This window comes from Ruegeria sp. BG11, from assembly GCF_056538565.1.
Genome location: NZ_JBQFTH010000003.1, coordinates 318,182 through 335,319, shown reverse-complemented (window position 1 = coordinate 335,319; position 17,138 = coordinate 318,182). Strand labels below are relative to the sequence as shown.

The window sequence follows — 17,138 nt, the reverse complement described above, 5'->3', positions numbered from 1 at the left end:
CACAAAACGCGCAACACCCTGACAAAAATGGAAAATACCGTGACCTTCCAGAAAGAGAAAAAAGTTATCTCTGACTTTCATTCCGCATTGGATTCAGCGACGCCCCAAGACGTTCCCAACGTCATGAGCCGTTTCTGCACACCTGATTCAGTTTGGCGCGGCTTTCACCCATTCAACTTGATCAATGATGCTGAACAAGTGGCCCAGCAATTCTGGATGCCCCTGAAATCCAGTCTGACACGATTGCAAAATCGGGTGGATATCATGTTCGCCGGGCAGAATTCGCTGCGTGATGAATCAGATGTGTGGGTCGTCACTATGGGGCATTTGATGGGCCTGTTCGACCATCCCTGGCTTGGCATCCGACCGACCGGAAAGATGGCGTTTCTGCGCTATTGCGCCTTCTACAAGGTCGCCGATGGCAAGATCACGGAAACGGCGATGTATTTCGACATACCGCACCTGATGGTACAAGCCGGCCAGAACCCGTTTCCTCCGCAAACAGCGGCGCATCTGGTGCAACCCGGCCCAATGCCACATGACGGCCTGCTGCTCACGGAACAGCCGGTTGCAGAGGGTGAGAAAACACTGGCATTGATCAATGCGATGATCTCGGACCTTGGCCAGTGGCAAAGCGGGTTACCGCTTGAGGAAGAGTTGGCCAGAACCTGGCATCAAGACATGATCTGGTGGGGGCCCGAGGGGATAGGTGCGACCTACACGATCGAACGCTATGCCAAGCAACACTCGGGACCGTTCCGTGCGGGTTTCAAAGACCGGTCAAAGACCAAGCATATCTGCCGCCTGGCCGAAGGGCATTATGGCGGCTTCTTTGGCTGGCCTAACTTCACCGCAACGCCCTCAGGAGGGTTCATGGGTATGCCGGCCACTGGCAAACCGGGTGAGTTCAGGGTGATCGACATTTATCGCCGTGCCGAGGACAAACTGGCCGAAAATTGGATTTTCATAGACCTGCTGCATTTCTGGAAACAACAGGGCGTCGACGTATTGGGTCGCACTGCTGGGATCGAAACACCATGAAGATAGACGCACATCACCATCTGTGGGATCTGAACGCGGTAGAGTATCCTTGGTTGATGGAAAAGGGCGCCGTTCGGTTTTTTGGCGACCCCACGCCGATCCAGCGTGACTATTTGTTACCAGAATTTCGTGCAGATGCGTCGGCACAGGGCTTCTCGGCTTCGGTTCATATCCAGGTCGGCGCCGCCGATCCTTGGGCCGAGGCGCAGTGGGTACAATCCGTGGCCGACCAAAATCCGGATTGGCCGCTGTTTCAGGTCGTGTTCTGTGATTTGACAGCCGATAATCTGGAATACCAGCTGGATCGCTTTCAATCGCTACCCTCGGTCCGGGGTGTTCGTCAGATCGTCGGGCGCGCGCCAGGCGAAGATGCCAAGACCGGCACAAACAGATTGCTTGAAAACCCGGATTTCCGGACCGGCCTGAAAGCCGTGGGCGAGCGAGGCCTTTCCTTTGACCTGCAATTGCTTTCTGAACTGATGGAACAAACTGCCGAAGTGCTTTCTCATGCACCAAGCACGCCTGTCGCTCTTTGTCATGCTGGCTCACCACATGACCGCAGCGCTGAGGGGTTAAGTCACTGGGAAGAGGCGCTTAGTTCCCTGTCCAAACTGCCTCACGTCCATTGCAAACTCTCTGGGCTTGGCATGTTTGATCACAATTGGAGCGCCCAAAGCGTCGCGCCAATCGTTTCAACCTGCTTGTCGCAATTCGGCGCCGATCGTTGCATGTTCGGATCGAACTTTCCGGTCGACAGTCTTTCTTCGACTTACCATGAACTGGTGTCGCGCCTTCAAGAACTGATCCCTGACGCGCATCAGAACAGCGTGTTCCAAGATACTGCTAAGAGGTTCTACCGTTTTGAATGAGTTTGGAAACTGTATTCGAAGTTGATCGGCCCGTTGCAATTGAGGGTACCGCGTGGGGCGATGCGTTTAGATATGCGCACGCCCGGATTCATTCGGTTTCAACATGTCAGGCAATCACAGCCAGACTTTCGACTTCAAATTAAAACCGAGCCAGGCAGATCAGGCCGCTCATGAGAACGGCCTGTTTCTCTTTTGCTGATCAACACCTCTCAAGGAGAATTTGGTGCATAGGCCAGATAGTTTTCCTGAATAGAGATCTGGTCCGCGATGAACTTTGCATCATGCCAAACGCCCCAGATAAACGATGATCCGCGGCGCGATTGCCAAGGCAGCCCGACAAAATAGAGCCCCGGCACTGGAGAGACGCCGCGTTGATGGATCGGTCTGCCTCGGTCGTCCAGCGTGTCTGCCTCCAGCCAGTCATAGTCAAACTGGAACCCGGTTGCCCAGATCACGGTGCGTATATTGTTACGCTCAAGGTCCAGCTCGCGAATGGGGTCCGACACACAAGCGGGATCGTCCGCTATGACCCAGGCCTCGGGCTCTTGTGGCAGGTCCATGCCGGTGCGCGCGACGTAGGCATCGGCGGCTTCGAGCAGGGACAACATGTTTGCGTCGCCCGCATCGAGATTGGCTTTGAGGTCATCAGCGATATGGAGAACGCCGTTTTCATAACCTGACGACATCCCCAGCAAAGTGATACCGCGCTGGGCAAGTTTCCTGAAATCTACGGTATTGCCGCCATGCGCGCCGCTGACTGCGATCGTGACATGCTCGGTGCCGGGCGCCGGTGTATCCAAATTCCAAATGCCGAGAACACCCAGCCACCAGACATTGTCGCGCCCGCGATAGCGACGCGGAGGTCGGTCATGGGGGCCAATGGAGAAGAAAACCTCGCGCCCAGCATCGTGCAACTCGGCGGCGATCTGCGATCCTGAGGAACCGCCGCCGATGACCAGCACGGCGCCCTCAGGCAAAGCGTCGGGATTGCGATACGCGGTGGAATGCATCTGCAGAACGTCAGAGGATTCGGGGATGATCGGCGGAATCGCCGATTTCTGAAACGGCCCTGTGGCACAGACGAGGTGGCGCGCTTCTATGGGACCTTGCGACGTTTCGATCAAAAAACCCGCGCGGTTTTCATGCGGGCGCGCACGCGTCACCGTAACGCCGGTGCGCACGGGCGCGTCGATCATTTTGGCATAGTCTTCAAAATACTGGGCCACGCATTCCTTGCGCGGAAAGGCGTCGCGGTCGCCGGAAAACTCGAGGCCCGGGAAGCGATCATGCCATGCTGGACCATTTGCAACGAGTGAATCCCACCGTTCGGATCGCCAACGTTCGGCAATGCGGCCCCGCTCTAAAAGGACGTGTTCAATGCCTTGGGCACGGAGATGCTCGCTTGTGGCAATGCCCGCCTGACCTGCGCCAATCACCACCGTGTCGAAGTTTTCCATCGCGTCACCTTTTTTACCGTGCTGGGTATCTGTTGGCCCGGCTGCTTCTTTTGCTTGTGCAACCCTAATTTTGTATCATCTTATGTCGATTAGATTTTACCTAATCACCGGTAAGATAGACTTTTGGTTTGTTTCCGGCAAAAGCCGTCCCAGTATGTGAATGCGGTGGCCGCCCGCGACTCAGGCAAAGAGGTTCGTTCATGCCCAAAGACCACGTTGATCCTATCGCCGCTCTCCGCGCGAATACCTCGGTCCCATTTGAACGTGCGCGGGCCATGCCGACCGAGGTCTATACCGAGCAGAGCTTTGTCGATGCAGAGCTGGAGCACATCTTCCGAAAGGACTGGTATTGTGTAGGCCGGGCCGACGCCTTGTCGTCTGTCGGGGACTATGTCGCTTGCGAACTGGCCGGGCAGCCAATCGTTGTGTTGCGTGACAGAGACGGCGATCTGCGCGCGATGAGCAATGTGTGCCTGCACCGCATGTCAACGCTTTTGCATGGGCGCGGGAATGCCAAGACGATCGTCTGCCCCTATCACGCCTGGACCTATAACCTCGACGGCAAGCTGCGCGGTGCGCCAGCGATGAAGCAGAACGAGGGGTTTTGCAAAGAAAACTACGCGTTGCCTCAGGTCCGCTGCGAAGAATGGCTAGGCTGGGTCTTTGTCTGCCTTGATCCAAATGCAGCCACCGTGGCCGAGCAACTGTCTGAAGTCGCGACCATGATCGAAGGCTATGACATGGCCAACTATTCCGAGGCGTTCTACGAAGAACATGTCTGGGATACCAACTGGAAGGTGTTGGCCGAGAATTTCATGGAAAGCTACCATTTGCCGGTGTGCCACGCGGGCACGATTGGTGGCTTGTCGCGGCTGGAGGATATGATTTGCCCGCCCGGTAGCGCGGCCTTCAACTACCACACGATTCTGAAGGATGAATCCCTGCGCATTGCCATGGCGCACCCCAGCAATGACCGGCTGAACGGCGATGAACGCCGCACGACCTTTCTTTTGGCGCTTTATCCAAGCCTGATGATCACGCTGACGCCAGGGTATTTCTGGTATTTGTCCTTGCATCCCAAAGGGCCGGGTCAGGTGCATATCCGCTTTGGCGGTGGCATGTCGAATGATTTTGCGGATGACCCGGATGCGCAAGACAATTTCACCGCGCTCAAGGCGCTTCTGGATGACGTGAATGTCGAAGATCGCGGCTGTACCGAAAAAGTGTTTAGGGGTCTATGTTCAGAAGCGGCAACGCCCGGGCACCTAAGCCATCTGGAACGACCGAACTATGACTTTGCGCAGTATCTGATGTCAAAGATCGACGCAGGAGGCGCGTCCTAAATATGGCTCACACCCGCATCCGCCCTTTCAATACCGGCGATACCTACCCGGAACAGTCGCTTGACAATGACCTGTGCCAAGCCGTTGTCACTCGCGGCGGGAGTACTGTCTGGATGCGCGGGCAGTGCCCGCAGAACCTGGACGATGCCAAGAACATCGACAGCCATGACCCCGCAGAGCAAACCCACAAGGTGATGCAGAACATCAAGCAATTGATCGAAGAAGCAGGCGGCGAAATGGAGCACCTCGTCAAGGTGGTCGTCTATATCACCGATGTCCGCCACCGTGAGGCTGTGTATCGGACCATGGGCGAATACATTAAAGGCGTGCATCCTGTTTCGACCGGTCTGGTGGTGCAGGCTCTGGCACGGCCCGAATGGCTGGTGGAGATTGACGCCACCGCCGTGATCCCGGACTAGCCCCGTGACTTTCTCTCTTGTGGCCCGCTGCGCGCAGACCGGCATGTTTGGCATGGCGATCTCGTCTTCCTCTCCGGCCGTTGCAGCCCGTTGCGCCTATGCCCGTGCAGGCGTTGGTGCGGTGGCAAGCCAGAATGTCACCGACCCGAGCCTTGGCCCAAAGACGCTCGATCTGATGGAGCAGGGCGCCTCGGCTGAGGTGGCGGTGCGCCAAATCACTGGTGAGGCCGCGCACATCGCGTACAGGCAGCTTCTGGCAATTGACCGGAACGGAACCACAGCCATCCACTCAGGCCAAAACGTGCTGGGCAACTGGAACGAGGCGCAGGGCAGGGATGTTGCATCGGGGGGCAATCTTCTGGCCCATGACGATGTACCCGCTGCCATCGTGTCTGCATTCGAAGATGCGACGGGTCACTTGGGTGACCGGCTGATTGCTGCACTGCGCGCTGGGCTTGTTGCCGGGGGCGAGGCCGGGCCCGTGCATTCCGCGGGTCTGATGCTGGTTGACGAAGTCAGCTGGCCCGTGGCCGACCTGCGCTGCGATTGGACCGAGGATTGCCCCATTGAAGCGGTTGCAACCGCCTGGAACGTCTACAAACCACAACTGGACGATTACGTGCGCCGCGCACTCGATCCCTCCGCCGCGCCCTCCTATGGCGTGCCGGGGGACGCGTAAGACATAACAACAAGGGAGGCCGGGATGACCCATTTGCGAACGAAACTTCAAGACTTGGCCGCCTTGCCCGCGGATCGCCCGATGGGTATGCCCGGTGCATTCTACACCTCACAAGAGCAATTCGACCACGAGGCGCAGACTGTGCTGCGCAGCGGGTGGCATTGCTTGGGTCGGGTCGACGAAATTCCGGAACCCGGTGATTTCTTCACTGTCCAGCTTCTGAATGAACCCTTGCTTGTCGTGCGTGGCGATGAAGGTGAAATCCGCGCGCTGGCAAATGTGTGTCGGCATCGCGGCATGCCGCTGGCCGAAGGAAGCGGTAATACAAAGCGGTTTGTATGCTCATATCACGCATGGGCCTATGGGCGCGACGGTGCCTTGCTGCGTGCCCCACGGATGGAGAATGCGGGCTTTGATCCCAAATCCTGCAGGCTGCCGGAACACCAGGTGCAGCTTTGGAACGGGTTCATTTACGTGAACCTGACGCCAGACGCCCCGCCGTTTGAACACCCCGAGCTTGACGCCATGCTGGCGCCTTATGAGACCGAGGATTTCCGCCTTGTGCATGTGGCTGAAGAGAACTGGCAGACCAACTGGAAATGCCTGGTTGAGAACTTCATGGAAGGCTACCACCTGAGTGTGGTCCATCCGCAAACCCTGCACGGCTACACCCCCTCAGGGCTGTCGCGCAAGCTGGTCAGCGGGGATGGCTACACCTCCTACGCTGCCAATTACCCGGACAATATCACGCCGCGCGGAGACGGCGCCGTGGGTCTGAGCGAGGCGGAACGAAAACGGTCGTCCCTCTTTGCGAAGTTTCCCACGCAGGTGGCCAGCCAAGCCGCCAGCCTGCTCGTATCGTTGTCTATTTTCCCGATCAACGCGAACCTGATCCGCGTCAAATGGACGATGTCCGTCTATCGCGATAACCTCGATCACGACACGATCCAGGGGCGAATCGCGCTCTGGGAAGAGGTCAACCGCGAGGATCGCGAAAAGCTTGAGCGCATGCAGGTCGCGCTGCATTCTGCCCACGCGATCGAAGGGCCGCTGGCAGGGGATGACTATGAAGGCACGATCCGCGATTTCCAGACCTGGCTGGCCCAACAGGATAGTGCCCCTGATCTGGCCTGAGAGTATGCGAGCCCTGAAAACCTCTGCCAACGTCTCTAAAATAGGAGCGTCTGCGTGCCGCGTCTGACCCTCCGGCAGTTGGAGTACCTGGTTGCGGTTGGCGAAACAGGCAGTATAGCGCGGGCCGCAGACCGGTTGAACGTCTCGTCGCCGTCGATCTCATCGGCCATCAGCCAGCTTGAAGAAGAGTTGGCGATTTCGCTGTTCGTAAGGCAACATGCGCAGGGCCTGTCACTGACACAAGGCGGGCAAAGGGTACTTGAAAAGGCCCGCCAGGTCCTGAACGACGCAAGAGAGATTTCAAACATTGCCGCCGATATTTCGGGTACGGCGCGCGGCCCTCTCGCGGTGGGCTGCCTCCTGACCTTTGCGCAACTTGTCTTACCGCGGTTGCGGCGCGGGTTCGAAACCGGGTTTCCCGATGTCAGGATCGCCCAGAAAGAACTGAATCAGGCCGAGATTTTCAACGCGTTGCAACGGTCCGAGATCGACATTGCGCTGACCTATGACATGGATATTCCAACCGACCTGAATTTCATCGGGCTGGTGCGCCTGAACCCATTTGCATTGCTGCATGCCGGGCACGAATTGGCGACACGGACATCCGTATCCATTGATGATCTGGCGGACCTGCCAATGATCCTTCTCGATTTGCCGATCAGCACCGACTACTTCCTGTCGCTGTTTACGGCATCCTCGCGCCAGCCTCGCATCGTGGAGTTGACAAGAGACATGGCCGTGATGCGTTCGATGGTCGGTAACGCCTTTGGCTATTCCATCGCCAATGTGCGCCCGCAAAGCAATACATCACCGGACGGCAATCCGCTTGTTTGCGTGCCGATTACCGGGCCGGTTCGGTCCTTGAGAATGGGCCTTTTGACCACCCACGGTGCGGAAAAGTCGCGCACGGTGTCTGCGTTCATAGACTATGCGCAGGCTCAGGCCCGCGCGGGCGCCTTCCGCGCCATCGGAGGAGAAGCGCTTTCATGAGTGTCTCGCTAGAGGTTCTGGAGCGTCTGGTTGCCTTTGAAACCGTCAGTGCCCGATCCAACCTCGATATGATCGCCTATATCGAAGACTTTCTGCGCAATCGCGGCTTTCGGGTCCAGCGCATCGTGGATCCTGACGAACCTAAGGCAGGGCTTTTTGCAGAAATCGGGCCATCTGTTGAAGGTGGGCTGTTACTCTCTGCGCATTCCGACGTGGTGCCAGTTGAGGGGCAGGATTGGAGCGTAAGCCCCTTCAAACTTACCCGACAAGAAGGCCGATTGTACGGGCGTGGAACGACCGATATGAAAGGCTTTCTGGCTGAGATGTTGGCCCTCGCCGATGCCGTGCACGGTCGGGAGCTGAAAACGCCCCTAAAGCTCTTGGTGTCTTACGACGAAGAGATCGGCTGCGTCGGGATTTCACGCATGAAAAAGCAGCTGCCGTCGCTGTTGGAGCGTCCCAGACTGGCCATTGTAGGCGAGCCGACCGAGATGAAGGTCGCTATCGGCCATAAAGGCAAGCGTGCCTACCGCGCCGACATTAGAGGTGACGCCGGACATTCCGCACTGGCCCCGCAATTTGTAAACGCACTCCACGTTGCTGTAGATTTCGTCGGAGAATTGCGCCAGATGCAACAGAAGGTCCAACAAACCGGGATCCGCAACGACGCCTACGATGTTCCCTATACGACCTTCCATGTTGGCCAGCTGTCCGGCGGCACAGCGCTCAACCTTGTGCCCGACAAGGCGACGCTTGTGTTTGAGTTCCGGCATCTGGCGGAAGATGACCCCGACAAGATTGAAGCCCAGCTTCAGCAGGCAGCAGACGCGGTTTTGGCCAAGTTTCCACCGGCTGCCCAAATCTCGCTCCGGGCGTTGGCGGGATACCCGGGGCTGTCAGTCGCCAGCTCTGAACCGGTGGTCTTACTGGTCAAATCCTCTGGCGGCGGCGACACAACCCACGTTGCATTCGGAACTGAGGCTGGTGTTCTGTCAGACCTCGGCATTGCGACAGTGGTGTGCGGCCCAGGGTCTATGGCGGAACAAGGCCACAAGCCTGATGAGTACGTTTCCGAGGAACAATTGGTTGCTTGTTCCCTCATGCTCGGAAAAGTCGCGAATGAGGTGTTGTTTGGCCTCTAGGGCAGATGTGTTTTTTGTGAGGTCAGTTGCGAAGCTTCCGACAATTGACGCCCACACTTGATGCGTATGAATGCCGTCTGCTCCGGTAAGGGGCGGTCCGGGATTGGCGTGCAGCCATCATCTAAACACTAGTCCGTATTCTTATTTCGGTCGCATATCTGTTTCCTTCGACTAGCCACGTCGGAGAGTGTCGCGGAATAGGATGGGCCACGAGCTCGCTTCTGAACGACTTTGTCGCAGCGTTGGCGAGACAGATTGACCATTCAATTGTTTCGAATCGATTGAGAAGTGGTATGCTGCACTGCAGAAATCGAGGCGCCACGATGTTCCACCTGAACAGGTCAAAAGCTGTCGTCATCGGAGTGGCAAGCGATCGGTCGATCGCGTGGGGTAATGCACGCGCGCTTCAGTCGCAAAGCGAAGATGTCGCCCGGCCCTTTGAAAACTCGCGTATTCACCGGGACAGCCAATTTCGGTGCGCTGCAATAAATCGTGCACCCACGTATTGCTTCGCGACCATTGAAGATGTCGGCCTTTGAAGCGTTTCTTGCAAGCCGCGAGGCGTTCAATTTTATCAGGGGCATATACCCCATCGACGATGAAAACAGCATCGTCTGAGGAAGGATAGATCAATGGCTCGGAATTCAACCTTGAATGAAAAGGCATCGAACCTTGCAAATGGCGAAAACATAACGGCCGTGAACAGCAAAATGTCTGACGCGATTTCCAACGTGCTCGATCAATCTGGTGTTCAGTATGAAATTCTGTCTTGTGCCGCCACCATTCAGGCACAAAAAATAACTGAACACCATTCGGATCGGGTTCTGAACCTGACAAGCGATCTGCAAGATCTTGCGGTGCAATTCACGCAGACGAAATCTGTTGGCTCGGCTTGGGCGGACTACGTCAAGGATGCTGGTCAGCGCGTCGCCTTGACGATGGACGCCTTGCGTGAGCGTGGTGATGTTTTCCTCGAACATGAAGCGGCCGGATGCCCGCCAGTGCTTGCCTATGACTACGAAGTGATCGTTGATGGGGCGGAGCTCGACCGGCCTTGCAACTATCAGCTATTGCGCATTGTCCCCCCGCAAGGGATCGACGTAGACGATCACAAACGCCCCTACATCATCATTGACCCGCGTGCCGGTCATGGGGGTGGTATTGGTGGTTTCAAGTCCGACAGCCAGGTCGGCGTGGCGCTGGCCAAGGGCCATCCGGTCTATTTTGTGAGCTTCGGCCGTGATCCGGTTAAAGGTCAGACATTAGCCGACGTCATGCATGCCGAGGCTGGATTTGTTCGAACAGTCAGCGCGCGTCACCCCAAAAGCCCGCAACCAGTTGTGACAGGAAACTGCCAGGGCGGTTGGGCGACATTGCTGATGGCGGCCTGCAACCCAGATCTGAACGGACCTTTGGTGCTCAACGGAGCGCCGGTTGCACCTTGGTCGGGTGAGGTTGGTGAAAACCCCATGCGCTACAACGGTGGTATGCTTGGTGGCACCTGGCAGCCGATGTTCTGGTCAGATTTGGGGAATGGCAAGTTCGACGGCGCCAATCTGGTGATGAATTTCGAGCAGCTAAACCCCAGCCGAAACTACTTTGGCAAATATTTCGATCTGTATCGCGATCCCGAAGCCGGCAGGCAGCGCTTCATTGATTTTGAGCGCTGGTGGGGTGGGTTTTTCATTCTGAACGAGGCCGAAATTCGATGGATTGTCGAACAGCTGTTCGTTGGAAACCGGCTGGTCAAGAATACCGCGCAACTGGAACCCGGAGTTCCCGTTGATCTCAAGGCGATCAAAGCGCCGATTTTTGTCTTTGCAAGCCATGGCGACAATATCACGCCGCCGCAACAGGCGTTGAACTGGATTGCCGAAACCTATGCGGACGAAGAAGAGATACGGGTACGCGGCCAGCGCATCATCTACATGCTTCATGATGAGGTGGGACATCTGGGCATCTTTGTTTCCTCGAAGGTCGCGCGCAAAGAGCACGCAGGCTTGGCCTCTACACTTGAGACGGTCGAGGCAATGGCGCCCGGTCTCTATGAGATGGTCATTGACAACATCGAAGGGGACGGGGTCGATAAATCCTTCGAAGTTCGTTTCGTCGAACGAACGCTGTCGGACGTCGCGGCATTGGATGACGGTCGACAGGATGAGAACAGTTTTGCCGCAGTGGCGCAAATGTCCGAAGTGCAAGCAGGGGCCTATGAAACCTTCGGTCGCCCAGCAGTGCAAGCCCTGTCGTCACCGGTGATGGCCCAGGCTTTGCGAAATGCACATCCATTGCGAGCACAACGCGCTGCGATGTCTTCGAGCACAGTGTTGGGGAAAGGAATCGAAACTCTGGCGCAGAATGCGAGAGCACAGCGCGCTCCTGCCGATACTAAAAATCCATTTTTGAAATGGGAAAAACTCACCGGAGAATGGATCGAGCAGTCGATGGATCTTGGCCGAGATTTGCGCGACGCCTGGTATGAGGCGTCATTCTTCGCCATCTGGGGTGGGCCGTTTGCGTCTTGGTTCGGGCAAAAGAATGCAACGCGCCGAACCCTGCCAGACCCGGCGACTTTGCGCGATCTGCCCGAGGTCAGCGCGGTGCTTGCTCATATGCGACAAGGGGGTCTGCCCGAAGCGGTCATTCGTATGCTTGTTCTATTGGCTGACAGTCACAAAGGCTTTCGCGCCGAGATTTTGCACCGGTGGGCGCATATCTTTCACCACGAAGCGCCGTTCAAGTCCCTTTCGGTCACCGACCGTCAACGTATTCTGCATGAGCAATCCCTGGTCGCCACTTTTGATCCGAAGGGCGCGGTTGAAACGTTGCCTTATCTATTGCCTGACAAAGCGCGGCGCACTGAAGCCGTCGAGCTTGTCAAACACATAATAGGTGAAGTCCGAACGCCCTCTAAAGAACTGGAAGAGATGGCCAATTTGCTTGTGCGGGTTTTGGACTACAGTGGGGATGCTGGAACTGAGGCAAAGCCAGCGTCAGAGTCATCACCAGCAAGACCCAGAAGGCGAAAAGTAACCCGAAACCCAGTCTGAATTGAAACGATTTCATTGCTTTAGGCCGGAAACGTCTATTAACTTGGCGGCAACCAGATTTGCCAGATCAATATAAATCCCTCTGGCGCTGATGCTTTGGTGGGCAGCACGAAGGTGGAAAGAAATTAAACTCTTAAACATGCGACTTAGGGTAGGCGATGTCTCAGAGTCTTTTGAAGTATACACGTGTTTTGGAAATTGTCGGCGACACGATTAAGGTTCGTGTGCCGGTTGACGAAGGTGGCGCACCGGCTGTTCGGTTCAATGATCTGGCGGTGATCGAAACGGTCGATGGGCATAAAACGTTGGCCCAAGCGATCTTTATCGACCGGGATGTGGTGACGCTGCAGGTGTTCTCGGGCACCAAGGGCATCTCGACCGAGGCGACGGCGACCTTCCTGGGTCACCCGATGCAGACGCCGTATTCTGCAAATATTCTGGGACGCGTTTTTGACGGCGCGGGAGAGCCGATTGACGGCGGCCCCGACCTGTCTGCCGAGCCTCGGATCGACATAGGCGGGCCAACCGTGAACCCGGCCGAACGGGCCGTGCCCAACAAGATGATCCGCACAGACGTGCCAATGATCGACGTGTTCAATACGCTGGTCGAAAGCCAGAAGATTCCGATCTTTTCAGTCTCGGGTGAACCGTTCAACGCCTTCCTCAGCCGCATAGGGATTCAGGCGGACGCGGATATCGTGGTCTTCGGCGGCTTGGGGCTGATCTTCGATGACTACCACACCTTCCGGACTTCGTTTGAGGATGCTGGGGTGTTCTCGCGCACCGTGATGTTCGTCAATCAGGCCATGGACCCTCTGGTGGAACGCCTTTTGGTGCCAGACATGGTGCTGGCCGTGGCCGAGAAATTCGCGGTGGAAGAGGGCAAGCGCGTTCTCGTGCTTCTGACCGACATGACCGCCTATGCAGATGCGATGAAAGAGGTGGGCATCAGTCAGGAGCGCGTCCCCTCGCAGCGTGGATACATGGGTGATCTCTATTCGCAGCTCGCGCGACGCTACGAGAAAGCCTGTGACTATGCCAAAGGGGGCTCGGTAACCGTCCTGACCGTGACCACGATGCCCGGCAATGATGTGACCCACCCGGTACCAGACAACACGGGCTACATCACCGAGGGCCAGTTCTACCTGCATTCGGGCGTCATTGACCCATTCGGCAGCCTGTCGCGCCTCAAGCAGAACGTCATAGGCAAAACCACACGTGAAGATCACGGGCAGATCATGAACACGATGATCCGCTTCTATTCGGAAAGCCGGGATGCGGCGCAGAAACAGGCGATGGCCTTTGATCTGTCGGACTACGATCACCAACTTCTGAAATTCGGCGCGCTGTTCCGCAAGCGGTTCATGGACATTAACGTCTCAATCCCGTTGGAAGACGCGCTGGATCTGGGCTGGAAAACACTGGCCGAATGTTTTGAACCCGAACAATTGCTGATGAAGCAAGCTTTGATCGACAAGTATTTCCCAAAGGATGGTGATGGCGCGGTTGCAGCTGAATAAGTCGTCGCTCGCCCGCGAGCAGACACAGCTGAAAAGCTATGAGCGGTTCCTGCCGTCGCTGGACCTGAAACGCCAGCAGTTGATGGCCGAACGCGCCAGGGCACTCGAAGATGTAAAGCGTCTGGAAAACGAAGTGAGCGATCTGGCGCAACAGGTCGGCGCGAAGCTCCCCATGCTGGCGCAGAAGGGTATTGATCTGGACGGGTTGGTCGAGCTGAAAGACTACAAGATCAAAGAGGTGAATGTCGTCGGCGTCAAGTTGCCCGCCCTTGACAGGATTGAGGTCTCGGTGCGGCCGTACTCACGGCTGGCCAAGCCCCATTGGGTCGACGCCGCCGCGCAATTGCTACACGACATGATCGAGGCGCGTCTGCGGGTCAAAGTGGCGGAAGAGCGGGTGAAGATTTTCGACAAGGCCGTCGCCACGATCACGCAGCGGGTCAATCTGTTCGAAAAGGTTCTGATCCCGCGCGCCAAGGCCAATATCAAGAAGATCCGCATCTATCTGAGTGATGAGCAGATGCAGGCCGTCGTGCGCTCGAAGATCTCCAAGCGCAAACATGCGCAGGAGGCCGTGTCATGAGTGTTGCACGGCTCAAAAAACTCTCATTGGTAGGACGGTCGGCGCAGAAGGTCGAAACGCTTGAGGCGCTGCAGGCGCTGGGTTGTATGCATGTTCTGCCTTTGGCCGCTCCGCCGGCTGAGCCGGAAAAGGTCAATGAACGGGGCGCGCATGAAGCATACAAGGCGCTGCGTTTCCTGACCGATGTCCCCGAGCCTCGCAGGCAAATACAACGCGATCCTGAGTTCCAGATGGATCAGTTCGTCAAAGACGTGCTGGAACTGATGCAGCGTACGCGTGACATGTCAGACCGAAGAGATTTTCTGGCCCATCGGATTGCTCAGGTGCAGCCTTGGGGGGATTTGGATTTCCCGCCCGACGATGTTCTTGCGGGCAACCGGTTGTGGTTTTACCAACTGCCCCTAAAGCACCGGGGTGCGTTGGAAGGTCTGGCGCTGCCTTGGGCCATTCTCGAACAGGATCACCGCTTCATCTATGCCGTCCTGATTGCGCCAGACGAACCGGCCGACGATATCCTGCCGGTCCCGCGCACGCATACCGGGTCTTTGCCGATCCACGAGTTGGAAGCACAGCTGGAAGAGGCAGAGATCGCGATCGAAGCGCTTGAGGCGGAAAGGGTTGCGCAGACCCGATATCTAACGCTGATGCGGCGCAACCTGTCCGTAGCTGAAAGTGCGGCAGAGCTAGCCCACGCCACCCAGAAGGTCCGCGACGAAGAGGCGATGTTTGCCCTGCAGGGCTGGGTGCCAGAAGATCGGATTGATGCGGTTCTGGAAATGGCGGGGGCGAAAGATGCCGCCGTTCTGATCGAAGACCCGGGCGCCGATGACACCCCGCCCACATTGCTGGAGCAGCCGGAACAGCGCAGCGCTGCCGTGGACTTGGCGCTGTTTTACCAAGTGCCAGGCTACAAGGATTGGGACCCGAGCGTGATCGTCGCTGCCTCTTTCGCATTCTTCTTTGCAATGATCGTGGCAGATGCTGGATACGGGGCCGTCATTCTGCTGGGCCTGTTGCTATTCTGGAAGCGTTTGGGCGGGACGTTCAGCCTACAATCCTGGAGGCGCTACGGCGTCATCGTTTCGGCGGCGACCATCCTGTATGGCGTGCTGGTTGGCAGCTATTTCGGGGTCGCGCCGCCCGATGGGTCCCTTCTGGCAAAGGCCAAATTGCTGGACCTGAATAACTTCGGCGCGATGATGATGATCTCGATTGTTGTCGGTGTCTTGCATCTTGTGCTGGCCAACGCTCTGGCCGCGCGTGCGGCATGGGGGCAGCGTAAAGCGGTTGCCAACCTGGGTTGGATCGCGGCGCTGATTGGCGGGTTTGTTTTGTGGCTCAGCTACATGAAAGGCCAATCAGCAACGCTGGGCGCGATGATATTGGGCGCGGGTCTTTTGGCGATCTTGCTGTTTACAAGCGAGAGGCAGGTCAAAAAACCAATCGACTGGCTCTGGCGTCTTATAGACGGTGTGCAGGGTCTTGCCGGGGCCATGGGCGCATTCGGAGATGTCCTTAGCTACATGCGTCTCTTTGCGCTCGGGTTGGCCTCGGCCTCGCTTGCGATCACCTTTAACGATCTGGCCGTCTCGGTGATCCACGCGCTGAAAGGGCCGGGCATTTTGTTCGGCCTGCTGATCCTGATCATGGGCCACATCCTGAACTTCGCCCTCGCCATGATGAGCGGCGTCGTCCACGGGTTACGTCTCAATTACATCGAATTCTTTAAATGGGGCCTGCCGGACGAAGGCATCGTCTTTCGTCCGTTCGCCCGCAAGGAGGTTCAGAAATGAATGAGCTTGTTCTGACATTGGGTTGGCTGGGCATCTACGCCCCCATGGCGCTGGGCGCGGCGGCCAGTGCGATTGGCTGTTCGATTGCGGGTATGGCCAGTATTGGTGCGATGACCGAGACAGAGGGCGGCTATGGTCGGTTCGTCGGTGTCTCGGCTTTTCCGTCAACGATGGTGATCTACGGGATCGTCATCATGTTCACGCTTAACCGCGATGTGACGCCGGAAAACGCGGGTGGGCTGTTCGGGATCGGCATCCTGTCGGGCATCGCGCTGATGTATTGCGGTATCTGGCAGGGGCGCGCCTGCGCGGCGGCGATCAATGCAACGAAAGAGAAGCCTGAGATATTCGGCCTGTCCTTGGCTCCGGCGGCTATAATCGAAGGCTTTGGCGTCTTCGCCTTCGTCTTCGCCCTCGTGATCAGCGCGGGGATCAGTTGATGGCACAGGATGGCATGATCTCGCACGGCGTTGACGCACTGATCGACAAACTGCGCAATGATGGGGTGGCCGCCGGGAAGGCGGATGCCGAGAAGCTGAGGGCGGATGCAAAGGCCGAGGCGGCCAAGATTCTGGCGGACGCCAAGCGTGAGGCGGATGCCTACCAGAAAAAGGCCCGCAGCGACTCCGACAGCTATCGCGCGGCCGGCGAAGAGGCGCTGAACACCGCCATGCGGGACGCGGTTCTGACCATGAAAGCGGGCCTGACGGATCGGTTTCGAGAGGACGTGGCGCGCCTCGTCACCAAGGAAATGGCAGACCCAGACCTGCTTAAACAGATGATCCTGGAGGTTGTCGGGCGCGCTTCTGAGGGGGCCAATCTCGAGGGCAAGGTTCAGGTCATCCTGCCCGCAAAGGTCGCCACGCAAGAAGACATCAAGCAAAACGCTGATGACATCCAGTCCGGTAAGTTGACGAAATATGTGCTTGGCTTGACCGCCGAAATGCTGCGCGAACAGGTTGAATTGCATGCTGCGGACGACGCGCAGGGCGGTATCCGAGTTCGGGCCGAAGATCAGGGCGTGGTTCTGGACCTGACCGACAAAGCCGTGGCTTCGCTGCTGATGCAGCATCTGCAACCTCGTTTCCGCGCCGTGCTGGAAGGGGTGATCCGGTAAC

15 protein-coding genes are annotated in these 17,138 nt (G+C 57.3%); 14 read left to right on the top strand and 1 reads right to left on the bottom strand.

Annotation, left to right across the window (positions count from 1 at the left end; translation table 11 throughout):
* The first annotated feature begins 27 nt into the window (after positions 1 to 27).
* On the top strand, positions 28 to 1,041 hold the full coding sequence (locus tag ACR0JF_RS07580) for an ester cyclase (protein ID WP_170661415.1): 1,014 nt from the start codon (positions 28 to 30) through the stop codon (positions 1,039 to 1,041).
* Entirely contained in the window at positions 1,038 to 1,910 is an 873-nt protein-coding gene (locus tag ACR0JF_RS07575) for an amidohydrolase family protein (protein ID WP_170661416.1), read from the top strand. The genes ACR0JF_RS07580 and ACR0JF_RS07575 overlap by 4 nt, the downstream gene beginning before the upstream one ends.
* Positions 1,911 to 2,119: 209 nt before the next feature.
* Here ACR0JF_RS07575 and ACR0JF_RS07570 read toward each other — a convergent pair whose 3' ends face one another.
* The gene (locus ACR0JF_RS07570) at positions 2,120 to 3,367 is read right to left on the bottom strand and encodes a flavin-containing monooxygenase (RefSeq protein ID WP_170661417.1); all 1,248 of its coding nucleotides are present in this window, start codon (positions 3,365 to 3,367) and stop codon (positions 2,120 to 2,122) included.
* A 200-nt stretch (positions 3,368 to 3,567) separates the two neighbouring features.
* On the opposite strand from ACR0JF_RS07570, the gene ACR0JF_RS07565 reads away from it, so the two are divergent.
* The 12 genes from ACR0JF_RS07565 to ACR0JF_RS07510 all read left to right on the top strand — a co-directional run bounded on the left by ACR0JF_RS07565 (position 3,568) and on the right by ACR0JF_RS07510 (position 17,137).
* Positions 3,568 to 4,710, top strand: coding sequence for an SRPBCC family protein (locus tag ACR0JF_RS07565; RefSeq protein WP_170661418.1), 1,143 nt, complete (start codon positions 3,568 to 3,570; stop codon positions 4,708 to 4,710).
* A gap of 2 nt (positions 4,711 to 4,712) precedes the next feature.
* Positions 4,713 to 5,129, top strand: coding sequence for a RidA family protein (locus tag ACR0JF_RS07560; protein ID WP_170473868.1), 417 nt, complete (start codon positions 4,713 to 4,715; stop codon positions 5,127 to 5,129).
* Positions 5,130 to 5,133: 4 nt separating this feature from the next.
* Positions 5,134 to 5,808 (top strand): DUF1028 domain-containing protein, encoded by a 675-nt coding sequence (locus tag ACR0JF_RS07555; RefSeq protein WP_170661419.1) that lies wholly within the window; start codon positions 5,134 to 5,136, stop codon positions 5,806 to 5,808.
* Between the two features lie 24 nt (positions 5,809 to 5,832).
* Positions 5,833 to 6,942, top strand: a complete 1,110-nt coding sequence (locus tag ACR0JF_RS07550) for an aromatic ring-hydroxylating oxygenase subunit alpha (protein ID WP_480669086.1) — start codon at positions 5,833 to 5,835, stop codon at positions 6,940 to 6,942.
* 54 nt (positions 6,943 to 6,996) lie between these two features.
* Positions 6,997 to 7,932, top strand: a complete 936-nt coding sequence (locus ACR0JF_RS07545) for a LysR family transcriptional regulator (RefSeq protein WP_170661420.1) — start codon at positions 6,997 to 6,999, stop codon at positions 7,930 to 7,932.
* The gene (argE, locus tag ACR0JF_RS07540; RefSeq protein WP_170661421.1) at positions 7,929 to 9,074 is read left to right on the top strand and encodes an acetylornithine deacetylase; all 1,146 of its coding nucleotides are present in this window, start codon (positions 7,929 to 7,931) and stop codon (positions 9,072 to 9,074) included. Before ACR0JF_RS07545 ends, argE begins: the two co-directional genes overlap by 4 nt.
* A gap of 632 nt (positions 9,075 to 9,706) precedes the next feature.
* The gene (locus ACR0JF_RS07535) at positions 9,707 to 12,124 is read left to right on the top strand and encodes a DUF3141 domain-containing protein (RefSeq protein ID WP_170661422.1); all 2,418 of its coding nucleotides are present in this window, start codon (positions 9,707 to 9,709) and stop codon (positions 12,122 to 12,124) included.
* A gap of 158 nt (positions 12,125 to 12,282) precedes the next feature.
* Positions 12,283 to 13,644, top strand: a complete 1,362-nt coding sequence (locus ACR0JF_RS07530) for a V-type ATP synthase subunit B (protein WP_170661423.1) — start codon at positions 12,283 to 12,285, stop codon at positions 13,642 to 13,644.
* Positions 13,622 to 14,227, top strand: coding sequence for a V-type ATP synthase subunit D (locus ACR0JF_RS07525; protein WP_170661424.1), 606 nt, complete (start codon positions 13,622 to 13,624; stop codon positions 14,225 to 14,227). The genes ACR0JF_RS07530 and ACR0JF_RS07525 overlap by 23 nt, the downstream gene beginning before the upstream one ends.
* On the top strand, positions 14,224 to 16,020 hold the full coding sequence (locus tag ACR0JF_RS07520) for a V-type ATP synthase subunit I domain-containing protein (protein WP_170661425.1): 1,797 nt from the start codon (positions 14,224 to 14,226) through the stop codon (positions 16,018 to 16,020). The genes ACR0JF_RS07525 and ACR0JF_RS07520 overlap by 4 nt, the downstream gene beginning before the upstream one ends.
* Positions 16,017 to 16,460 carry an ATP synthase subunit C gene (locus ACR0JF_RS07515; RefSeq protein WP_170324458.1) on the top strand — a complete coding sequence of 148 codons (444 nt, stop codon included), beginning with the start codon at positions 16,017 to 16,019 and terminating at the stop codon, positions 16,458 to 16,460. Before ACR0JF_RS07520 ends, ACR0JF_RS07515 begins: the two co-directional genes overlap by 4 nt.
* Positions 16,460 to 17,137, top strand: coding sequence for a hypothetical protein (locus tag ACR0JF_RS07510; protein WP_170661426.1), 678 nt, complete (start codon positions 16,460 to 16,462; stop codon positions 17,135 to 17,137). The genes ACR0JF_RS07515 and ACR0JF_RS07510 overlap by 1 nt, the downstream gene beginning before the upstream one ends.
* Position 17,138: the final 1 nt, after the last annotated feature.

Coding starts and splice junctions, on each gene's coding strand:
- ACR0JF_RS07580 (WP_170661415.1), top strand. CDS start 28: ATGGAAAATACCGTGACCTTCCAGAAAGAGAAAAAAGTTATCTCTGAC.
- ACR0JF_RS07575 (WP_170661416.1), top strand. CDS start 1,038: ATGAAGATAGACGCACATCACCATCTGTGGGATCTGAACGCGGTAGAG.
- ACR0JF_RS07570 (WP_170661417.1), bottom strand. CDS start 3,367: ATGGAAAACTTCGACACGGTGGTGATTGGCGCAGGTCAGGCGGGCATT.
- ACR0JF_RS07565 (WP_170661418.1), top strand. CDS start 3,568: ATGCCCAAAGACCACGTTGATCCTATCGCCGCTCTCCGCGCGAATACC.
- ACR0JF_RS07560 (WP_170473868.1), top strand. CDS start 4,713: ATGGCTCACACCCGCATCCGCCCTTTCAATACCGGCGATACCTACCCG.
- ACR0JF_RS07550 (WP_480669086.1), top strand. CDS start 5,833: ATGACCCATTTGCGAACGAAACTTCAAGACTTGGCCGCCTTGCCCGCG.
- argE (WP_170661421.1), top strand. CDS start 7,929: ATGAGTGTCTCGCTAGAGGTTCTGGAGCGTCTGGTTGCCTTTGAAACC.
- ACR0JF_RS07535 (WP_170661422.1), top strand. CDS start 9,707: ATGGCTCGGAATTCAACCTTGAATGAAAAGGCATCGAACCTTGCAAAT.
- ACR0JF_RS07530 (WP_170661423.1), top strand. CDS start 12,283: ATGTCTCAGAGTCTTTTGAAGTATACACGTGTTTTGGAAATTGTCGGC.
- ACR0JF_RS07525 (WP_170661424.1), top strand. CDS start 13,622: ATGGCGCGGTTGCAGCTGAATAAGTCGTCGCTCGCCCGCGAGCAGACA.
- ACR0JF_RS07520 (WP_170661425.1), top strand. CDS start 14,224: ATGAGTGTTGCACGGCTCAAAAAACTCTCATTGGTAGGACGGTCGGCG.
- ACR0JF_RS07515 (WP_170324458.1), top strand. CDS start 16,017: ATGAATGAGCTTGTTCTGACATTGGGTTGGCTGGGCATCTACGCCCCC.
- ACR0JF_RS07510 (WP_170661426.1), top strand. CDS start 16,460: ATGGCACAGGATGGCATGATCTCGCACGGCGTTGACGCACTGATCGAC.